The 21,900-nt window shown below is 42.1% G+C and carries 19 protein-coding genes; all 19 read right to left on the bottom strand.

All coding sequences use genetic code 11. The annotated features are described in order from the left end of the window. Positions 1–2: 2 nt before the first annotated feature. The 19 genes from minE to D5281_RS02120 all read right to left on the bottom strand — a co-directional run bounded on the left by minE (position 3) and on the right by D5281_RS02120 (position 21,874). A complete protein-coding gene (gene minE, locus D5281_RS02210; protein WP_160558521.1) occupies positions 3–275 on the bottom strand; it encodes a cell division topological specificity factor MinE in 273 nt (90 codons plus the stop codon). A gap of 10 nt (positions 276–285) precedes the next feature. Then, the gene (gene minD / locus D5281_RS02205; RefSeq protein ID WP_160558520.1) at positions 286–1,077 is read right to left on the bottom strand and encodes a septum site-determining protein MinD; all 792 of its coding nucleotides are present in this window, start codon (positions 1,075–1,077) and stop codon (positions 286–288) included. Positions 1,078–1,305: 228 nt separating this feature from the next. Continuing rightward, on the bottom strand, positions 1,306–1,989 hold the full coding sequence (locus D5281_RS02200) for a septum site-determining protein MinC (protein WP_160558519.1): 684 nt from the start codon (positions 1,987–1,989) through the stop codon (positions 1,306–1,308). A 23-nt stretch (positions 1,990–2,012) separates the two neighbouring features. After that, positions 2,013–4,883 carry a penicillin-binding transpeptidase domain-containing protein gene (locus D5281_RS02195; RefSeq protein WP_160558518.1) on the bottom strand — a complete coding sequence of 957 codons (2,871 nt, stop codon included), beginning with the start codon at positions 4,881–4,883 and terminating at the stop codon, positions 2,013–2,015. Next, positions 4,876–5,394 carry a rod shape-determining protein MreD gene (gene mreD / locus D5281_RS02190; protein ID WP_330584756.1) on the bottom strand — a complete coding sequence of 173 codons (519 nt, stop codon included), beginning with the start codon at positions 5,392–5,394 and terminating at the stop codon, positions 4,876–4,878. The genes D5281_RS02195 and mreD overlap by 8 nt, the downstream gene beginning before the upstream one ends. Before the next feature lie 20 nt (positions 5,395–5,414). After that, entirely contained in the window at positions 5,415–6,284 is an 870-nt protein-coding gene (gene mreC, locus D5281_RS02185) for a rod shape-determining protein MreC (RefSeq protein ID WP_160558517.1), read from the bottom strand. Continuing rightward, complete coding sequence (mreB, locus tag D5281_RS02180; RefSeq protein ID WP_160558516.1) at positions 6,281–7,291, bottom strand: rod shape-determining protein MreB; 1,011 nt, start codon at positions 7,289–7,291, stop codon at positions 6,281–6,283. Before mreB ends, mreC begins: the two co-directional genes overlap by 4 nt. A gap of 15 nt (positions 7,292–7,306) precedes the next feature. Then, a complete protein-coding gene (radC, locus tag D5281_RS02175; protein ID WP_160558515.1) occupies positions 7,307–7,990 on the bottom strand; it encodes a RadC family protein in 684 nt (227 codons plus the stop codon). Positions 7,991–8,040: 50 nt separating this feature from the next. Next, positions 8,041–8,277: a DUF4321 domain-containing protein gene (locus tag D5281_RS02170; protein WP_160558514.1), complete on the bottom strand. Its 237-nt coding sequence runs from the start codon at positions 8,275–8,277 to the stop codon at positions 8,041–8,043. Between the two features lie 100 nt (positions 8,278–8,377). Beyond that, the gene (locus D5281_RS02165) at positions 8,378–9,685 is read right to left on the bottom strand and encodes a methionine gamma-lyase family protein (RefSeq protein ID WP_160558513.1); all 1,308 of its coding nucleotides are present in this window, start codon (positions 9,683–9,685) and stop codon (positions 8,378–8,380) included. Between the two features lie 68 nt (positions 9,686–9,753). Continuing rightward, the gene (gene miaA / locus D5281_RS02160; protein WP_160558512.1) at positions 9,754–10,695 is read right to left on the bottom strand and encodes a tRNA (adenosine(37)-N6)-dimethylallyltransferase MiaA; all 942 of its coding nucleotides are present in this window, start codon (positions 10,693–10,695) and stop codon (positions 9,754–9,756) included. A 72-nt stretch (positions 10,696–10,767) separates the two neighbouring features. Continuing rightward, positions 10,768–12,723 (bottom strand): DNA mismatch repair endonuclease MutL, encoded by a 1,956-nt coding sequence (gene mutL, locus D5281_RS02155; RefSeq protein ID WP_160558511.1) that lies wholly within the window; start codon positions 12,721–12,723, stop codon positions 10,768–10,770. A gap of 68 nt (positions 12,724–12,791) precedes the next feature. Further along, the gene (gene mutS / locus D5281_RS02150; protein ID WP_160558510.1) at positions 12,792–15,437 is read right to left on the bottom strand and encodes a DNA mismatch repair protein MutS; all 2,646 of its coding nucleotides are present in this window, start codon (positions 15,435–15,437) and stop codon (positions 12,792–12,794) included. A gap of 204 nt (positions 15,438–15,641) precedes the next feature. Next, positions 15,642–17,138 carry a tRNA (N6-isopentenyl adenosine(37)-C2)-methylthiotransferase MiaB gene (gene miaB, locus D5281_RS02145; protein ID WP_160558509.1) on the bottom strand — a complete coding sequence of 499 codons (1,497 nt, stop codon included), beginning with the start codon at positions 17,136–17,138 and terminating at the stop codon, positions 15,642–15,644. A 279-nt stretch (positions 17,139–17,417) separates the two neighbouring features. Further along, the gene (locus D5281_RS02140) at positions 17,418–18,173 is read right to left on the bottom strand and encodes a hypothetical protein (RefSeq protein ID WP_160558508.1); all 756 of its coding nucleotides are present in this window, start codon (positions 18,171–18,173) and stop codon (positions 17,418–17,420) included. Positions 18,174–18,176: 3 nt separating this feature from the next. Beyond that, a complete protein-coding gene (locus tag D5281_RS02135) occupies positions 18,177–18,602 on the bottom strand; it encodes a GtrA family protein (RefSeq protein ID WP_160558507.1) in 426 nt (141 codons plus the stop codon). A 301-nt stretch (positions 18,603–18,903) separates the two neighbouring features. After that, the gene (locus tag D5281_RS02130) at positions 18,904–19,227 is read right to left on the bottom strand and encodes a hypothetical protein (RefSeq protein ID WP_160558506.1); all 324 of its coding nucleotides are present in this window, start codon (positions 19,225–19,227) and stop codon (positions 18,904–18,906) included. 62 nt (positions 19,228–19,289) lie between these two features. Further along, a complete protein-coding gene (locus D5281_RS02125; protein WP_160558687.1) occupies positions 19,290–19,844 on the bottom strand; it encodes a DUF5662 family protein in 555 nt (184 codons plus the stop codon). Then, on the bottom strand, positions 19,844–21,874 hold the full coding sequence (locus D5281_RS02120; RefSeq protein WP_160558505.1) for a hypothetical protein: 2,031 nt from the start codon (positions 21,872–21,874) through the stop codon (positions 19,844–19,846). Before D5281_RS02120 ends, D5281_RS02125 begins: the two co-directional genes overlap by 1 nt. Positions 21,875–21,900 lie beyond the last annotated feature (26 nt).

Below are 21,900 nucleotides of genomic sequence, written 5' to 3'. Positions count from 1 at the left end.
TGTCAGTTTATATTCTTATGTAAATCCAAAATAGGGATATTAGCGTATAAGGTAGGTGTTTTCTCCCGCCCCTTGCTGTCCGTCTTGCTGATTTGGATTTCCATACTTTCCGCATCAATTTTCATGTATTTTGAAATGACCTTGGCGATGTCCGTTTTAATCATTTCCATCATTTCCGGCGAGCAGTTGACCCGGTCGGAAATAAGCAGTATTTTTAGCCGGTCTTTTGCTACTTCCCTGGATTTTCTCCTGATAAAAAAATTCTTGATTCTCATATGCCACCTCCTAATTTTTGTGGAAAATGCCCGACACTCTGGTCCAGAAAGAAACGCCTTTTTCAAATTCCATAAAGGGAATTTCTTTTCCGGTCACCCGATAGCATATATTCTGATATGCTTTTCCTGCCAGTGTACTATTTCCCACAAGAGGTTCGCCTTGATTGGTCGCAATCACCACATTTTCATCATCCGGTACAATCCCAATAAGACCAATTGCTAAAATATCAACCACATCCGCTGCGCTCATCATGTCACCGCGCTTTACCATATCATATCGTAATCTGTTAATAATTAAGTCTATTTTACTGAAATGGTTCGCTTCCAAAATGCCGATAATACGGTCGGCATCCCTGATAGCAGATACCTCTGGGGTCGTTACCACCAAAGCTCTGTCTGCACCGGCTATGGCATTTTTAAAGCCCTGTTCGATACCGGCCGGACAATCCAGTATAATATAATCAAACTGCTCTCTTAACTGATTCACCATAAGAACCATCTGTTCCGGATTTACCGCTGTTTTATCCTTTGTCTGGGCGGATGGCATGAGATACAGATTGGGATGGCGTTTATCCTTTATAAGTGCCTGTTTTAAACGGCATTTTCCCTCCACCACATCTACCAGATTGTATACAATCCTGTTTTCCAATCCCATAACCACGTCCAGATTACGCAGACCGATATCCGTATCAATCAGCACAACCCTCTTACCCATTGCTGCAAGACCTGTTCCTACATTTGCAGATGTGGTGGTCTTTCCCACACCGCCTTTCCCTGATGTGACGACAATTACTTCACTCATACTTACCTCCATTTCACCGCATAAGCGACTGTGTAAACAACGGATGCCACGCTTCGCATCCTCATGTTAATAAAATAATTTATCGTCCCCTGAGAAACCTGCCTGTGAAAGCCTTATACTTTGGGAAAGAATGCCACTTTTTAGGGAATTCTTCCTATATAAAGACCGGCTTGCCTGCAACCTGCAGCATTTCTAAATCTGCATTCTTTACAGGTTTAGAAATATGTGTTATGTTGGCAACTCACTCAGTAATTCTTTTGTAAGAGGCTCCATTACTACTTCTTTATCTTTGATGTAAGCAATTTTCGGCTGTACCTTCGGCCGTATGGGCCATTTTGAACCTTTTCCTTTGCTCCTATATTTGAAATCACCAATTTTAAGTCTTTCAGGTGACATTTCAAGCGCTACTACATATCTTCCCTCATTTCGATCTTCTCCGGCGTAAGCTTTTCCGTACAATCCTCCAAGAATTATGATATCTCCGGTAGAGATTATAGTTGCTCCCGGATATATATCTCCTAAAACCACAATGCTTGATTCCGTTTCAAGGACTTGTCCATTTTTTAGAGTTCCACGGTAAAACTGCCCTCCGCTGCAAAGACCAGTCTCATCAGAAAAATCAACCTGTTGCAAGGCCTTTACAAAATTTTGATTGGTCTCCTCATCCTCGCTCACAAGACATATGATATTGAGTTGGGAATTTTCGGAAATAGCGGATAAAATCTGTTCTTCCTCCTGCTGCGTCAAGCGCCTGCCCTTAATAGACAGCGCCATCCTTGCATCCTTAAAAAAACTATTTGACTCCCGGAATTTATCTGCAATATCTATAAGCAGCTCGTTAAAGTCAATTTCCGGATCTAAGTGCAGCACAATTCCGCTGGGAAAACTTTTAATGATAACTGAGTTTTTCAAAATAATATTTCTCCTTTCCCTTCCTAATCCGTAACGGCCGTGCTGCCGCTCATTTGCGATGCGGTTCCGGTAATAATTTCCTCCTCGCTTGCCAAATCAAAATAATACCTAAGAACCTCCTTGGTGGTTCGCGCTGCATAGCTTGAGGTGTAACCATAAGCGATTCTTGTCGCTATGGCAATTTCAGGCTCCTCGTAAGGGGCATAGCACACAAATAAAGCATGGTTTGCCCTGTTTTGATTTTCCTCCGCTGTACCGGTTTTCCCTGCTACATGAATAGGCATGTCCTTGTAGTAGGCATTATTTTCTATCATTTGGCGCATTCCTAGCTGAATTGCATCCCAGTAAGCAGGCTCCATATCAATGATATTTCTCACCTCAGCGCTATTGTCATCAATTAAGGTGCCGCTCCTGTCTGTGATTCTGTCAACCAATGTCAGGTTATAGCAGGTACCGCTGTTAGCCACTGCGGTTACGTACCTTGCAAGTCCCACTGTGGAATAGCTTTGGTTGTCCTGACCGATAGCGGCACGGACTGCATCGTCTGTGGCCAGCTGAGGGGCGGTTTCCTCAATTTCAATACCGGAGGTTTCCGTAAGCCCGTACATATCCACATAGGTTTCCAGCTTTTTAAGGGCGGTTTCAGAGGAATAATTATCTCCCGTAAGCCCAAGGCGGTAACCAAGCTCATAGAAGAACATGTTACAGGAATTCCGGATACCGCCGGTTACATTTAAAGAACCATGACTTCCCCTTGGATAAATCCAGCAGGTAGGCGGCGGCTTAATTTTATCAAAAATTCCAGTACAGGTAAAAGTTGTGAAAGGCGTAATTGTTTCCTCCATAAGCCCGGCCGTAGACGAAACCATCTTAAAGGTAGAACCAGGCGCGGTCATCTGCCTTGTGGCGTAGTTGATAAGCGGAGTAGATAAATCATTTAAAAGCTGTGAATAATACTCTGCATTTACACCATTGGCCATCTTATTATTATCATAGCCCGGATAAGATACCAGCGCAAGCACATCTCCAGTTTTTACATCTGTAATAACCATGGAGGCTGAATGTGGGTCAAGGGCTAGCTGGGCAGGCGTGATATCCAGATTCTGGATGCGGTTCATTATAAAGGTATAGGCGCTCTCTGCCCCTCTTTCGAATTGTTCCTGTTCCTCTGTCGGAATTTCCACCAACTTCTGCTCCAATAAAATCTGACAGATTTGTACGCCGGATATTACATCATTCTTAATCATAAAACGATAAATTCTTTTGGTGAAGTCTAAATCACCGTCCAACTGTTCAAATATATAATCTACAATTCCGTCATATATCTTTTCAGAATCAGAGTATTGGCTTCCCAGATTCAGTCTGGTTACATCAATCCAGTTCATGGCAATACAATAGTTTAAATATTCGTTTAAACTGATGACCTCATCTTTCGTCCATGCCACATAGGTCTCATCTTCCATATCTACGCGTTCGCGTACAATAATCCCATTATCGTAAAGCATTTCGGCAATATAGCTTTCGTAAATCTGATATTCCATGGGAAGCTGGTCGTAGGAAGTAAGGGTATCGGTAAGCTCCATACGCAGATTTTCAAAAACACCTGCTTTTCGTTCCACATAACTGTGATAGACAGCCTTTTCAGTTTCACCTGCATCTGTTTCATTGAAGTGCTCCGTATTGATTACGTTGTTATTAATCAATGCAAAATAAACATCATAAATGGGAATCTTGATATTACTGCTGCTGACATCATTTGTATTAAATTCTTTGGCATTTATAATATTGGTGTAAAGAATACTGGCAAGTTTTTCCTCCAAAATTCGATAAGCAGCAATCTGTAAATCGTGGTCAATGGTAAGATATACATTGTTGCCGGCAACCGGTTCTACATAATCGGCGGTTTCTATCACCTTTCCCATGCTGTTTACAAATATAACCCGGCTTCCCTTAATTCCCTGTAATTCAGCTTCCATAGATTTTTCAATTCCCAGTTTTCCAACCGTATCGTTTAAATCATAGGAATCCTCTCCGTTTTCTTCCTGCAAGGCGGTAAGCTCCTCCTGGGAAATCTTACCTGTATATCCAAGAATATGGGAAAAATAAAGGCTATCCACATATTTGCGTATGGTATCCTCCATGATAGAAACACCTTCAAGCTCTATGGAATTTTCCATTACCACAGCAACCGTTTCCTCACTGACATCTGTTGCAACTGTGGTGGGGATAAATTTCTGGTAGCTGTTGTTGTTCATATCATAACGGATTGTGAGAATTTTTAACACTTCATCCTTTGTGTAACCATTTCCAGGTACAAAAGTATTTTTGTCGTCATCCTCCGTGTAGTTGCCAATCCGAAACCGCTCCCAGCCACAAAGATAATCCACTACCTCCTGGGCGGTAGCCGTACGCTCCTTTTCCTCCAGATCTTCAATGGTAAGGCGGCCGTATACATCCGCTAAAAAGCGGTAAAGCTGGGTCCCTTCCACGGTAAACATATAGCGCCCGTTTTTATCCAGCACAATTTTAAAATCGCTTACAATGGAATCCCCATTGCCTTCTATGATGTCAATCAACTGGTATATGGTGTTATTTAAATTTAAGTTTTTAAACCGTCCGCTTTCATAAACATCCTCTATAATAACCGAATGGGCCAATTCATTATAGGCCAGAAGTTTACCATTTCTGTCATAAATGCAGCCCCGGCTTCCCTTAATGGTCTGTTCCCTCATAATCCGCATCTGAAAGGAATCCAGATATTCTTCCCCATGCACAATCTGTAAATCAAAAATCCGATTGATCATCACGGCGGTGATTGCTACAAGAACAATCATCAGGACAAAAACCCTGGAGGTTATCATATTAATAAAGTTTTCTTTCAAATTCTCAAACAAACTTCCGTGCACTCCTTTTCTCGGATTCCTCTAATTTTTTATTAAGCCACAAAACAAAAGGATACAAAAGTAAAGTGATTAAAATTGTGTAAACTACTTCCGGAAATATAATATGAAGGAAATAGTATTTAATATGAAAACGTCCTCTCAGCAAAAATAACGTAATATAGTACAAAAATCCATATGCCAAATCACTTACTAAAATCAGGGCAAGCGGAAGCTTGATATCCTCCGGGAAAAAAATGCGATTAAATTTTCCGTTGGTATAGCCTATGTACATATAAATCATGGCATTTAGCCCAAGCACATTTCCAAAGAAGATGTCAGCCAGAAATCCGCAAAAAAAACCAATGATAAGGCCTGTCTTTTCCCCTCGCATAAACCCAAAGGAAGCGGTTAAAATAATCATCAGATTCGGCACAATTCCTCCAGGAGCCACTTCTTTAAAGACCGTGGTCTGGAACAAAAAGCATATCATAATTAAAAGTACGGACACGATAAACCGCTTCACTTTAACCTCCCTATAAATTGTCAATCATCTACCGTCTGCTTTAGCTGGGTAATGATTAAAACTTCCTCTAAATGCTCAAAATCAACTGCCGGTGTGATAAGACCTGATTTTGTAAGGTTATTGGAATCCATATTGATAGTCGAAATATAACCGATTAAGATTCCCGGCAGATATTTATCGCTGATATTAGAGGTGACTATTTTATCCCCCTCAACTACTCTGTCAGCGCTGTCAATGAGCTTCTCAAACCGGATCACCCCATCTGCATAAAGCTCTAAGTCGCCACATACAATTAAGTTTTCAGAGGTGGAAAGCACCATACTGCTGGTATTGGAACTGTCATCAATAATGGACATAACCTTTGACCAATTTGGTCCCACATCCACAATACGCCCCACAAGGCCGCTTCCTGCCATGACATTCATATCAATCTGCAGCCCATCTTCAGAACCCTTATTAATTACAAAAGAATGAAACCAGTTCCCGGAATCCTTCGCGATAATGCGGGCACCGATTTTATTATACTCATCGTACTGAGAATCCAGCGCATAAAGCTCCCGCAGGTTCGTAAGCTCATACCGATCCTGTTGGAGGCGGATGTTCTCCATCGTCAATTCGTCTACCTGTGCCCTTAAATCTTCGTTTTCCTGAAGAAGGAAGCGAATCTGTACAAGCTCCTCAGAGCGGGTGGAAAGCCAGCTCCCGGCTTTGCTGATTCCCTCCTGTAAGGGTATGATGGCAGAGCCTCCCACTGCACTGATGGGGGCGCTTAAAAAATTAGTGTTAAATGTTACAACAATTAAACCCGTACATAATAATGTTAAAATAAAAAGGAGATATTTACCGGGTAACGTAAACTTTTCTCCTTTTTTCTTTAAGATTGGACTCATTTGCTCATTCCTTCAATTGCATAGGCAACCGATTTATAATTGTCATCCTTAATGATCTTAGAAAGCCCCAGCGCCACACTGGTTACCGGATTTTCAGATTTGTTTACATTAAGCCCCGTTCCCTTTTGAATCAGCTCTGCCAGACAGTTTACCTGTGAGGCGCCTCCGGTTAAATAAATACCGTGGCGGTAAATGTCCGCTGCCAATTCCGGGGGTGTCCGCTCCAAAATAACTTTTATATTATCGATAATCGTATAAAAATGTTCAATTAACGATTCATTGATCAGCTGGGTCGGAAGCTCACGCTCTACTGGAAGCCCTGTGACAATGTCACGGCCATAAACCACGGCTCCTTTTCCCGCCTTCTCAAGCTCCGTTAAGGACATTTTCACATTTTCCGCTGTCTTACCACCAATGATAAGGCCAAATTCCCGCCTTACCGCTGAACGAACCGCATCGTCAAATTTCTGACCGCCTACTTTGATTAGGCGGCTAAGCACAATTCCGCCAAGCGAAAGAATCGAGATTTCCGTTGTATCAAAGCCTACATTTACAATTAAAACGCCCTGTGAGTTTTTTACATCAATTTCAAGGCCAAGACCATCAGCCACTGCCTTTTCAACTACCAGTATTTTTCTTGCCTTTACGCCTGCATCTCTGATGAGATCATAAAAGGCCCTCTTTTCCACCTCAGTCACATCCGTAGGGACAGCAATATAGTAGTCGCCGGATTTTAGATTACTTTTAGACAAATCATTGATAAAATATTTAATTAAAAGTTCCATATTTTTAATATCCGCAATAACGCCATTGGAAAGCGGATAGGAAATGTGGATGTTCCCGGGAGCCTTTTCATACATTTCAAAGGCGGAATCACCATAGGCAAACAAGGTATTTTTGTTTTCAATGGCGATCATGTTCTTTTCAACCAAAATTGTGTCGTCAGAACGGCTGTAAATTTTTATGTTGCTGGTTCCTAGGTCAATACCATATACATTGTTGGACAAAATGAATACCCCTTTCTATAATAAATCTTCTTCCTTCATGCTGATATAGCAGCCATCCCCCAATATAATGTGGTCAATTAAAGGGATGTCCATCAGCTCTCCGGCGTCTTTTATCTTTCGAGTGACGTCAATATCCAGAGGACTGGGCTTAGGCTCTCCGCTTGGATGGTTATGCAAAAGTATCAGATTACTGGCCCTGCACTTGAAAGCTTCCAGAAAAACCTCGCGGGCAGACAACAGGGATGCCCGCACTGTTCCTAAGGATATCATATATTCTTCAATTAATTTTAATTTATTATCCAATAATAGCAACAGGATAATTTCTTTTTCCTGATGGCGCATCCTTTCCATATAATAATCGGCCACTGTATTAGGCATGTCAAAATGTAACACATTAGCCGCCTTTTCCCGTGCCATCCGCATTGCCAGTTCGGAAAGGCATTTGATTTTAACCGCCTTTACCTCTCCAATACCTGGTATATCCTGAAGCTCCCGGAGGGTTAAATGATGGAGGCAGTTGAGCTTATCTCCCTTTCCGCCGGCAAGTGAAAGAACCTTCTGTGCCAATTCCAAAGCAGGACAATTCTTAGTACCTGTCCTTAGGATGATTGCAAGAAGCTCCGCTTCCGTCAGGGCATTTGCACCCAGGCTTAAAAATTTTTCATAGGGAAGCTCTGCTTTGTTTGTATCTGTTACCATTCCTGTCCTTTCCAATCCCTTCTCTCAATCGGAAATGAAAAGAAAAACTTTTAAAGGAAACGATATATGACCAGCGCAAGCACAATACCGATAATACTTGCCACTGTCACTTTAATTGTAAGGCCAAAGGTGATGCACATAATGCCTAAATCAAAAACAATGGGGGAAGAAAGTCCAAATGTCTGCCCATAGTTTAGCCATGTGCTGGGAAACAAGTTCCCTATAAAGCCGCCAATAACAATGCCTGCTAAAATCAGTAAAAAACAGGCCCAGTTATTTTTATGCATTTACGTACCTCCCCTCTCTTTTGTAAGGTAGGAAATTTACCTATAACCAACATAATATTAACACAGTTGGAAATTTATGTATACCAATTTCATGGATTTTTTATAAGTTTCGTTTGTCAAAATCTTTTATAATAATTCCTTTTTCCACTAATTTCTGTAGGGTTTTCATAATTCCAAACTTTCCATGCTGCCATGTAAGACCCCCCTGGAAATACACGGTATAAGGGGGACGGATAGGGCCGTCAGCGCTTAATTCGATGGAAGAACCTGACACAAAAGCGCCTGCCGCCATGATAACCGGACTGTCATAACCCGGCATATCCCAAGGCTCCGGGGTTACATAGCCATCTACCGGTGCTGCCTGCTGGATCCCCTGGCAAAAGGCAATCACGCCTTCAGGATTTTTGAAAGTTACAGCCTGAATAATATCGTATCTGGGCTCCCGGCCATCTGGCACCACATGGAATCCCAGGTCTTCATAAATATTTGCTGCAAAAATAGCTGCTTTTAACGCATTTGCTGTCACGGAAGGCGCTAAAAACAGTCCCTGATAAAAGGCACCCAGGGCATGGAGGGAAGCGCCTACCTCTTTGCCAAGGCCAGGGGAAGTGAGCCGGTAGGCTGCGTTTTCAATACATTCCTTTTTGCCGGCAAGATAACCGCCTATGGGCGCAAGGCCGCCTCCCGGATTTTTGATCAAAGATCCAACCACCAGGTCAGCTCCTGCATCAGAGGGTTCTTGGGTCTGTGTAAATTCTCCATAGCAGTTGTCTACCATGCAGATTACATCTGGCTTAATGCTTTTTATCAAAGAAATCAGCCGGCCGATTTGCTCAACCGAAAAGGTAGGTCTCGTCTGATAGCCTTTAGAACGCTGGATGGTTACCAGCTTTGTTTTCTCATTTATGGCATTTTTTATGTTTTCAAAATCGAAGCTGCCGTCAGGGAGTAAATTTACTTGGCGATAGCTGATGCCGTATTCTTTTAGAGAGCCTTTTGAAGGCCGGATGCCGATGACTTCTTCTAAGGTGTCATAGGGTTTTCCCACCGGGGAGAGCAGTTCATCGCCAGGCCTTAAATTACTCATAAGAGCAAGTGCAAGGGCATGGGTGCCACAGGTGATTTGTGGACGCACCAGTGCGTCTTCGGTGTGGAAAATATCTGCGTATACTTTTTCCAGGGTTTCTCTGCCCAGGTCATTGTAACCGTAGCCGGTGGTTCCGATCAGGCAGGCCTCACTGACTTTGTTTTTTTGCATGGACTGTATTACTTTCAGCTGGTTGTACTCGGAGATGGCGTCAATTTCCAGCCAACGCTCCTTTAAGGAGTTCCAAATTTTTTCTCCATAAGCATATACTTCTGGGGTAATTCCCATATCTTGATACATTTTGGGGGATAAATGATTCATTTTGCACCTCCTGCATAAAAAAGACTGCTTTTTGCAAGCCTTTGAAATAATGCGTTTATTTTCATCTCTTAAATTTTTATATTCTTTAATATAAAATTTAAGATATTTTGCAGATTATTGTCAAAGCGCGCTCTCTCTAGCCAGATGACATCTCGCTCCCGGCGAAACCAGGTGAGTTGGCGTTTGGCAAAACGGCGTGTGCTGCGTTTGATAAGGTATATTGCTTCATCCAGTGTGCATTCGCCTGACAGGTATGAGAGAAGTTCTTTGTAGCCCAGGCCTTGCATGGATACCATGTTTCTTTGATAGCCCATTTCTTTTAGGTGTCTGACTTCTTCTAAGAGTCCTTTTTCCAGCATGGCGTCCACTCTCTCATCAATCCTCTGATAGAGGCGTTTTCTGTCATCGGTTAGGACAAAATAGCTAAAATCGTAGGCAGCTTCTTTTTGGCGTTCCTTTTGGTTGTGGTCGGAAATTTTTTCACCGTTTAGCTGGTAAAATTCAAGGGCTCTGATGATGCGTTTTTGATTGTTGGGATGAATTTCTTTTGCGGAAACGGAGTCTACCTCCTCTAACTGCGCGTGAAGGTAAGCGGATCCCTTTTCGGCTGCGAGTCTTTCAAGTTCTATGCGAAATGCGTTGTGGTCTTCTTCTGTGGAAAAATCAATATCATACAAAAGAGCCTGAATATAAAAGCCTGTTCCGCCAACAACAATGGGGATATGGCCTTTTTGATAAATTTCCTTTACGGCCTCCTTTGCCATCTGCTGGAAGCGGTAGACATTAAATTCTTCCGATGGTTCCAGCACATCTATCAAATAATGTTTGACTCCCTGCATTTCATCTTTTGTAATTTTTGCAGAACCAATGTCCATATACTTATAAACCTGCATAGAATCAGCTGAAATAATTTCCCCTCCAATTTCTTTTGCAAGTGCAATCGACAGCGCCGTCTTCCCCACCGCCGTAGGTCCTGTAAGCACAATCATTTTTCCTTTCTGATCCATCATCCCTCCATATTTACATCGGAAAATTCCGATACATTTCAGCCCAGGCCGGATGCCGCCTATCTTCCATGACCCTTATACAATTCTCTTAAACTTCTTTTCAATTTCATATTTACTCATAGCAATAATGGTAGGTCTCCCGTGAGGACAATGATAAGGATTTTCAAGTGTAAGCAATTCCTCAATAAGGGCCTCCATCTCCCTAAGGCTCATTTGATGATTGCCCTTAACAGCCGCCTTGCAGGCCATAGAAGCCAGTTTTTGCAAAATAATCTCCGGTGTGCCTGCGACTTCCTTTTCTGCAAGCTCATCCAAAATATCCATAAAAAGCTCCTTTTCACTATTCCCATATAAATCAACCGGCATGGAACGTATGGCCCAGGCTTCGCCTCCGAACTCCTCCAGTTCAAATCCCATCTCTATAAAGTAAGGAAGATACTCCTTCAAAAGTGCTTCCTCTTTTCCTGTGAGATTCACAATAACCGGCGGATTCAGCATCTGGGAAGAAAGTTCTTTCTTTTCAAGTTCCTGAACAAGTCTCTCATATTTTACTTTTTCATGGGCGGCATGTTGGTCAATGATAAACAGCTTATCCTGAAAAGCTACCAGCCAGTAAGTACCAAAAATCTGTCCTAAAATCTGATGTTCTTCCCTTGCGTCCTTTTTCAGAAAATTTTCTTCGAAAAGTCCCATTTGAGTGGGTTTTTCCACAAGAATGTGTTTATCTGCTTTGATGACATTTGCCCGCAAATCTTCTTTTTCAATACCAGGTCCACTGAATTTGCCGGCATTTTCATTCCCAATTATTTTATTTTGCACAATTTTATGTAAAAAATCCTGCACCTTAGGTTCTTTGGGGAATCCACTATTTTCTGCAGCTGTTTTAGACGCCGGAATCGTTTTATTATCTGACGCAACTGTTTTATATTCCAAGGGATCCTCCATGAGCATAGCCGTCCGTCTTACCTCAAAGGGTTCAGGGGTTTTCAGTACAGGTGACGGCTTGCGCTCCTCCTCCATAAGGCGCACATCCGGTATAAGCTCCACAGCGTGCAGGCCTTCCCCAATCCATCTGCTGATTTTTTCATAAAATTCATTTCCCTGATTGAAACGAATTTCCATTTTTGCGGGATGGACATTTACATCGATGGTCTCAGGTGCCATGGTGAAATGGAGCACAAAAAATGGAAATTTATGCTGCATAACATAAGCCCTGTAACCCTCCTCCACTGCCTTGGTGATCACATCATTTTTTACATATCGGCCGTTTACAAAGTAAACCTCAAAGTTCCGATTAGAGCGATTTATTTCAGGCTTTCCCAAAAAACCACTGACACAAAAGCCATCCTCTGATTTTTCAAAGGGAATCAGGGCATCTGTTATATCCTTGCCGTAAATCCGGTAAATAACCTCTTTTAAATTCCCATTTCCGGAGGTATGGAATTTCACCTGTCCATTTTGGATAAATTTAATGGAAATATCGGGGTGGGATAAGGCAAGGTGCTCCATCATGTCCGCCACATAACCGCCCTCTGTCTGGGGCTGCTTTAGGAACTTCTTCCGGACAGGTGTGTTGAAAAAGAGATTCCGTACCAGGAATGTGGTACCTGCGGGGACTCCTATCTCCTCAGGTTCTTCCTCCCTGCCCCCGGCAATACGATAACGAACGCCAGTCAAATCGTCTGCGGTTTTGGTAAGGACCTCTACCTGTGCCACCGCCGCAATGCTGGATAAGGCTTCTCCACGAAAACCAAGACTTTCCACGTAATTTAAATCTTCAATAGAAGTGATTTTACTGGTTGCATGACGCAAAAAAGCCTTTTTCACCTGATTTTTGGGAATGCCGCATCCATTGTCTGTCACACGGATGAGGGAAATTCCTCCCTCTTTTATTTCTACGGTGATAGCGTTTGCTTTTGCATCTATGGCATTTTCTGTCAGTTCTTTTACAACACTTAAAGGACGTTCCACCACCTCTCCGGCGGCAATTTTATCAATTGTGCTTTGGCTGAGTAACTTTATAACCGGCATAATTCCTCCTGCTTTGTATGGAAACAAAATATATAACCTAAACCTGTAAGGCAAGATATCCTCTGCTCTCACCATCTATTTTTTAATTTGTTCTGAAGACGGTATAAGGTATTTAATGCATCTAATGGGGTGAGATTCGTAACATCAATCTCTTTTAATTCATTGAGGACATCTTCATCTGTTACCGTATCAAATAAAGACATTTGACTTAAATCCACCTCATCATATTTGACTGGCTTATGTTTACTGTCTTTCTGGTCAACGGCTATGCTCTGGACCTTTTCCAGAATATCGTTATCACTTAATTTTGCTGCAATTTCCTTTGCCCGATCAATGACCATATCCGGTACGCCGGCCAGTTTCGCAACCTGTATCCCATAGCTTTTATCCGCGCCGCCCTTAATAATCTTCCGCAGAAAAACAATATCATCTCCCTTTTCCTTGACGGCAATACAGTAATTATTTACATTGTTCATTTTACCTTCTAACTCTGTAAGCTCATGGTAATGGGTGGCAAACAGTGTCTTAGCGCCCAGCAGCTTTTTGTTGCTGATATGTTCAATTACTGCCCATGCAATGCTTAAACCGTCAAAGGTAGAAGTGCCCCTGCCGATTTCATCTAAAATAAGAAGGCTGTTTTGGGTGGCATTTCTTAAAATATTGGCAACCTCATTCATCTCCACCATAAACGTACTTTGTCCGCTGGCTAAGTCATCTGACGCCCCTACACGGGTGAAAATACGGTCTACCAAACCGATATTGGCGCTGGTGGCAGGGACAAAGCTGCCGATTTGCGCCATAAGCACAATCAAAGCTACCTGGCGCATATAGGTAGATTTTCCGGCCATATTTGGCCCGGTAATGACAGACACGCAATATTTATGATTATCCAGATGCGTGTCGTTGGAAATAAACATGTCATCTGAAAGCATCTGCTCCACCACCGGATGTCTGCCCTCCTTAATGTCTATAACACCTTTTTCGTTGATAACCGGACGGACAAAATGATTCCGCTCCGCCACAAAGGAAAGGGAAGATAGCACATCTAACTTTGCAACAGCCTTTGCTGTTTTCTGTATACGCTCCATCTCACTTGCAATGGCATCCCGAATCTGGCAGAACAAGTCGTATTCCAGCGTATAGAGCTTGTCCTCCGCATTTAAAATCGCATCCTCCAGCTCCTTTAAACGGGTATTGGTATAGCGCTCTGCATTGGCAAGGGTCTGCTTCCTGATATAATCCTCCGGGACAAGATTCTTGTAGGAATTGGTTACCTCGTAATAATAACCAAAGACCTTGTTATAACGAATTTTAAGATTTTTAATGCCCGTCCGTTCCCTGTCTTCTTCCTCTAACTTTGCCAGCCAGTCTTTCCCTTCTGTCTTGGCATGGCGCAAATTGTCAATAGTTTCATCAAAGCCTTCCCGGATAATGCCGCCTTCCCGAACTGTTATGGGCGGTTCTTCATTAATTGCGTTTTCAATCAAGGTGCAAATATCCGATAAATCATCTATTTCCTCTTGTATTTCGCATAACAATTCTTCCCTGAAATCACCTAAAAGGGTTTTAATATGGGGAAGCATTTGCAGGGAACTGCGAAAGGCAATCAAATCTCTGGGGTTGGCCGTTTTATAACTGACCTTAGAAAGAAGGCGTTCAAGGTCATAAACCGGATTTAAATATTCCCTGATCTCATCTCTGTTGATGGCCTGCTTTGATAAAGCATCCACACCATCAAGGCGCTTTTCGATTTGCATTTTGTCAATCAGTGGCTGCTCTAAATATTGCCGCAGGCATCTAGCCCCCATAGCAGTCCTTGTCTTATCCAAAACCCATAAAAGGGAACCTCTCTTTTGCTTTTCACGAAGTGTCTCCACAAGCTCTAAGTTACGCCGGGTGGAACTGTCAAGGAGCATATATTTGCTGGTAAGGTATGGATACAAATGGGTAAAATGCGCCAGATCAATTTTTTGCGTGTCCGTTAAGTAAAGCATAAGGGATCCTGCCGCAATCAGACCTGAAGGGAAATCTTCAATTCCCATGCCTTGGAGATTATTCACATGAAAATGTTTTAATAAACTGTTTCTACACCTGTCTTCGTCAAAAAAATGCGGTCCAAGGGTATATACCGTAATATGAAGCCGTCCCTTTAAATCCTCCAGGTCAATGCCGCTCATAAGAAAAGCATCATTACAGATAATTTCGCTAGGACAGTATTTGTTAATTTCATCCAGCAGTTTTCTGTCATCCTCCGCCTCTGTCAGATAGTAATCTCCTGTTGTAACGTCCGCAATCGATATACCGGTTTTCCCCTGAAAGTAGGCAATACTCATAAGAAAGTTATTACGTCCTTCATCCATTCCCTGTACATTTAAATTGGTACCAGGCGTGACGATTCTGGTCACGTCCCTTTTCACAAGCCCCTTGGCCTGCTTGGGGTCTTCCATCTGTTCGCAGATTGCTACCTTATATCCCTTTGCAATCAGCTTATTTAAATAGCCTTCCACAGCGTGGTAAGGAATACCGCACATGGGGGCCCTCTCCTCAAGGCCGCAATTTTTTCCTGTTAAGGTGATTTCTAATGCCTTGGATGCAGTGATTGCATCCTCGAAAAACATTTCATAAAAATCCCCCAGCCTGTAAAAAAGAATACAATCCGGATACTCTTTTTTTGTTTCCAGGTACTGCTGCATCATTGGTGTTAATTCTGCCATTCTAATCCTCCATGCTTCCAACAGCCCTCAAATTTGGGCGTAAGCACAAATTTGTAGATTAAAAATCTTTGATTTTCAATCTACTATCCCTCCATTCCTGCCGTCTTGCGGCACAAACAATACATAAATCATTCCAGAAAAATCGCCCTGAGGCGATTCTTTAAGACGAAACTTAGATTTTCTCAGGAGGCGTCCTTTGACTCCTTAGAAAGTCTTTTCGTCTTTTTCACCCAGGTAATAAAAACCATGGCATTCCTTTAGGTAAACCGGAACAATCTGTCCAATCAAGCTTGCATCCCCTTTAAAATGCACCATTGTATTGTTGGAAAGCCGCCCTGTAACAAGGCTTGCATCCTGTTCATTTACTTCCTCCACCAGCGCGTCCATAGTCTTTCCCTCAAGAAGACCAGCTCTTTCCCTTGCGGTGTCCTGTACCACCTTTAAAAGACGGTCAAATCCTTCCTTAACAACAGCTTCTGGTACCTGATTTTCCATTGTGGCGGCAGGTGTTCCGGTCCGTTTGGAGTAAATAAAGGTAAAGGCATTATCATATTTTACCTTGCGCACCACATCTATGGTTTCATCCACATCACATGGCGCCTCGCCGGGAAAGCCTACAATAATATCTGTTGTGATGGCCAAATCCGGTATTTCCTTCCTGATTTTTTCCACCAGCACAAGGTACTGTTCCTTGGTATATCGTCTGTTCATTGCTTTTAAAATTCTGGTGGAGCCAGACTGCAATGGGAGGTGAAGGTGCCGGCATATCTTTTTGGATTCCTTCATCACCTGAATGAGTTCGTCTGACAAATCCTTGGGATGGGAGGTCATAAAGCGAATTCTTTTTAGCCCTTCAATCTGTTCAACCTGACGAAGAAGCTGGGCAAAGGTTATGGATTCCTCCAGATTCCTGCCGTAGGAATTGACATTTTGTCCTAACAGCATAACCTCCACAACGCCTTCCGATACCAGCATTTCTATCTCGTGAATAATTTCTTCCGGCCTGCGGCTTCTCTCCCGCCCTCTTACATAAGGCACAATACAGTAGCTGCAAAAATTGTTACAGCCAAACATAATGTTAATACCGGATTTAAAAGGATATTTCCGCTCCACAGGCAGGCTTTCTACAATTTGGTCTGTTTCCTGCCAGATGTCCACCACCATCCTGTCAGATTCAAACATAGTTACCAAAAGTTCTGCAAATTTATAAATATTATGGGTTCCAAAGATTAAATCCACAAATCGATAACTCTGCTTTATTTTTTCTACGGCAGAGGGCTCCTGCATCATACAGCCGCAGAGGGCAATCTTCATATGCTTTTTTTTCTTTTTCAGGCTATTTAAGTGTCCCAGCCGCCCATAGACCCTTTGATTTGCATTGTCCCTGACAGTACAGGTATTATAGATCACAAAATCGGCATCTTCATTTTCAGTAAGCTCATAGCCCACTTCCCTTAAGATACCCGCCAGCTTTTCAGAATCTCTGGCATTCATCTGACAGCCGAAAACCTGAATGCACGCATATAGCGGTCGTCCAAGACGTTCGCTTTCCGACTTCACAATGTGCCTGCACTTGGCCATAAAGTAATATTGACGCTGTGGTTCAACATCAGGCGGATTACAATTCACATTAACCCCATTCAAGTCTACATGCTTTAATTCTTCTGTGGAAATATGATTTAAATTAATATAAGAATCCATGTTTCATCCTTCTATCTATTGTTTATTACTTTCTTAATCCCAATTGATTGCATCATGGGAAACTGTCCCGTTTTTTGCCCTGCCTTTTCTTCCTTCCCAAATTGCTTCTATTTCATTCGGTTCCGGAACCACCTCCTGGATTTCTTAGATTCGTTTATATGCCTGTCCTCTTGGAATATTCTCGGATACGGCATTCATCTGATAACCAAAGGGCACTGCTGCAGAAAGAAGCGAACAGTGACAGCAATCCCCAGATTGTGTTCCCAGCAGCCCGAAAGTTCACTTACTTTCGTCATATAAAGGATTCAGCCTGTATGTGTAGAATCTTCCCCGGTTTTCACATCGCTCTATGATATGCAGATAATTTAAAATATGTAAAACCCTACCAGCTGTTTCCTTCCGCTCTTTGATTGCTTTTCCAAATTCTACAACCGTAAACAGTTCCATAAGGTCAGAAGGAATCAGCTGTGCATAATCCTTTAACCGATCAAGCCGTACTTCATCTAAGAGCCTTTTAGGGATCCTGTCATAACGGCAGGAGCCTCTTTTTTTGTCCCGGCTCCATCCGTTTAAAAGACGGTATTCCTCCAGCTCTAAAAGTGGAAAGCACAGATGCAGATTAGGATCTGCCAGATACGGCTTTATTTTATATAACTCATAAAAAGCCCTGTAAACAGAGCCTTTCACAGTGCTTTTCCGGGGTTTTGAGCATTCTCCGGTTTCCTCATCTATCCAGATTAAATATTTGATTTTAGGGATGGGATATACAATCGTCACAGGATATTTTGGAAGAAATCTCTCCAGTTTATTTCTCATTCGGTTAAAATTGGCGGTTTGGATTTCTATAATTTCTGTACCAGTATAAATATCCGCCACATATCCATCCAGGGATATTTCCTGCATTTCCCTATCAGCCGCATAGTAATCTTTCAAGACGGCATGTACCGTTTTTTCTTTTAATGTTCCAATACCGCCGCTTTCTCTCTCAGAACAGACAATTTTGTTTTTCATTTCGTCAAAACGTTCTGAATCCATAGTCTATTTTCTTTCCAGAAACAGTTTTCTTGAAATAAAATTATATACCATAACCACACCAGTTGCCACAACGGTACTTAAGGAAACTATAAGAGAATCTGAAATAATCTCCTGCAAATCCGCACTATGTCCATATATGCCATCTATGCATATGAACATAACAATTTCATTAATCACAAGCCCAATCACGGATAGGATAAGGAAAACACTAAATTCTTTTCCTTTCCCCATTTCTTTCTTGTGGGTGAACACAAATTTAATACTCAAAATATAATTGACAACTGCCGATACCACAAAGCCCAATAGTTTTGAAATCAGATAGTGCACACCAAGCTGATTGGTAAATCCGGTGGTTATTCCATAATCAATCAAAAAACAAAACAATCCTACAACTCCGAAGCGTAAAATCTGATTCAATAAATTTTTCATATTAATCCCCCATTCTTGCCAATGTCCTCAAATTTGGGCGAAAGCTGTTTATCAAAAGCACAAGGAACATTGTTAAAAATCATCCTGACTTGTCCAACAAAAATGCAGACATAAAACATTATAACATGACAATTCAAATTTTGAAAATTAAATTTTTCATGAAGTAAAAAGGAAGTATAAGGGTAGGAACGGTTCAGCCAGGTCTGTGCATTTACTGCACAGACCGTGAGAATAAAATGTGCGGGTTATACCCGCACATTTTATCAACCAGCCAGTTGCACGTATGACAGCTCTTAATTTTTTACTGCCTGTCATCGTTATTGTTCTGATGTTCCTCACAACCGCATACATTATTTTGATTAAAGGTAAATGGCCTTGATTCAAAGCGTGGCTCCGGACGGAAATCATTTCTGCAGCCGCAGTCATTATTGTCAGGACGCTCACTGCCACAACCACAGCCTTCATTGTCGCGGTCGCGCCCGCGATTGCTGTTCCCATTACCGCATTCACGGCGTTCATCCCTGTCACGGCGGCAGCAATTGTTGTTACTGTCAGAATTAAGATTAAAACAATCTCCATTATTCCCACAGCACAAAAGTAATAACAGTAAAATTAAACAATTCATGCATTCATCTCTCCTTTTTCATATGCTTTATCATATGCAGGAGCCATGAAAAAGGTTATAGTTCAAGAAGGATTTCGCTGTCGGAATGAATGCAAAAGTTCTTTTTTTATATAAGAAAAGGTAATTTCTTCTCCTTCATCAGCTAACATATAAAGAAGCTTTTCTAGTAGCGCTCTTGTTTGCGGATGCATGGGGGCTTTTTCTTTTCCCATATTATAGTATTCCAAAGGAGAGCTGTCCGTATATTTGTCCCCGTTATAGACTTTGCAGGCGGCAATACGATCCATCAGCATTTCCACAATATATTTCACCGGCATGGGAACCGGCGCCACACCGCCAGAGATATCCTTGGCGCCGTAGTCAATCCAATATTCATAATGATGCCTGTTTCTGCCCTTATGGTGGAGCCAGGCACTGGAGTACCCAATAGCCTCTCTTTCAGCGGCGTTGGGGCTTCGCGTACCCTGATAATATTTTACACCTATCCCAAACTCACTAGGATTGTATTTTGACAGGTCGTGTAACAAGCCCTGTTTATACAGGCCAACCTTAAAACATCCTTTCATTACCAGATATTTATGATATGTTATGGTTTTAAAATGCTTCCAGACTTTCATCATTTCCGTTGTCTTTCTCTTTTATTCCTGCCAGACGCCTTTTGGAGCCTGCCCTCCGTTTCTTTGGACACCTGCGCCTTAAAAATAGCCATTGTCCTTCCGCTTAATGTTATAACGGAATTTTCTTGGGCATCATTTTCTTCACTATAATCCTGTTCACATGGTAAGGAGGTGTCTGCAATTTTTATCCACTTTTTATTTTTACTGAGCTTTGGCAAGGCCAATTTGTGGGCATTCCAGTGCATATTGCAGGCGATATAAAAGGAATCATCCTCCTTATTTGGCGCATACTGGCCGCACAGGACAATGCCAATCATCTGGCTGATATAGCTAAAATCCGGGCGCCAGGCTTCCGTTCCATGGTAAGACAAATCAGGGAAACCGCATCCCTTATAATCCATTATTTTTAGTTCTTCCTTCATATGAAGAATCGGATGCTTGCGCCGAAGGTTGATTAAAAACCTGGCATATGCAAAAATCTCTCTGGAAAAACTGTTATTTTTCCAATGAATCCAGCCGGTTTCATTATCCTGGCAATAGCAGTTATTATTTCCGTTGCGGCTGGCCCCAAATTCATCTCCGCTAAAGATAAAAGGTACACCCTGCGCAAGCAGTACAAAGGAAAGGGCATTTTTTATTTGTTTTTGGCGAAGCGCCAAAACTGCCCTTTTGCGCGTATGGCCTTCTACACCACAGTTCCAACTAAAATTATCGTTTGTTCCGTCTCTGTTGTCTTCCCCATTTGCTTCATTATGTTTGTTCCCATAAGAAACGCTGTCATATAAAGAAAAACCGTCATAATCTGCCAGATAATTTACAACACCATAAGCGGCAGGATTGCGGCGCTGGTAAAATGCCACCTGATTCATCAGGTTTGCATCACCTTTCAAAAAACGCCTCATATCATTTCTAAAATTCCCGTTATTTGCTATAAAGTTTTTAAAAAGTGGATTGGCAATCGCAGGCAAAGCTTCATCTCCATAGCCATCGCACCAGATTTTTGTATTTTTAAGAACCGGTTCCTCTGCAAGCAGGGCAGCCGGAATATGAAAGCCATTTATACGCACTCCGTCAATATGATATTCCAAAACCCAGTATTTAATTACATCAAGCATGTAAAGCTGCCCGATTTCTACCGGAAAATAAAACTGCATGATAACTTCTATTCCATTTTTGTGAAGCGCATATACCATATTTTTAAAGGAAAGGACAGGGGATCCTGCTGCACTGTAGGCTGCTTTAGGCGAAAAATAGAATCCCTTTTGGAATCCCCAGCAATTTAACCGCACCATTTCCGGCTTGTCCTTACAGTTTAAATTTGTTTCGGTAAAGGCAGTGTTTTCCGGGGATAAAGGTAAAGCAGCATGAGCCATACCCATATCGAACTTATCAGAATCAGCTCCAAAAGGATGTGTCCCCGCTTCTAAATCAGGCGTTGGGAAAGGCTGGGTTTCCGGTTTTTCCGGCACCATACATTCATCGTACTCATAGCAGGGCATCAGTTCTACAGCCAAAATACCAAGCTCCTTAAAATAAGGAATTTTTTCAATAATTCCTTCAAAAGTACCTCTGTGCTTTACACCTGAGCTTTTGTGCATGGTAAAGGCACGCACATTAAGTCCATAAAATATACTATCCTCCAAAGGGATCATAAGCGGCTGATCGCCTTGCCAGTCAAACTCATGTCTGGCTAAAACACCGCTGGTTCTTCGCTTTTTTGTTCTGCCGCTTCCCCATTTTTCAAGGCCATGTATTTCTCTGGCATAGGGATCCGTTATAATCTGATTTTCCACGTAAAAATTATAGGTGCAGGCGCTCAGTCCTTCCCCTTCTATCGCAAGGCCATAAAGTGTTCCGCGTTTTCCTTTTTCATGAAATGGAAAACGCTTCTGGTTTCCCCTGCGATCATATAAAACCACACCACATTCTTTATCTGTTAACAGATTTGCTGCAAATTTTACTTTATTTCCTTCAATCAAAATACCCGGCTGTTCCGGTTCAAAATACGTAATTTCCCATTTTTTTCCCATGCGCCCTCCTGCAAGAAGTAGCGGAT

Source organism: Parablautia muri (assembly GCF_009917485.1).
Classification (GTDB): Bacteria; Bacillota; Clostridia; order Lachnospirales; family Lachnospiraceae; genus Suilimivivens; species Suilimivivens muri.
Note: the sequence above shows the minus strand (reverse complement) of the source record. Positions and strands in the feature narration are given on the sequence as shown.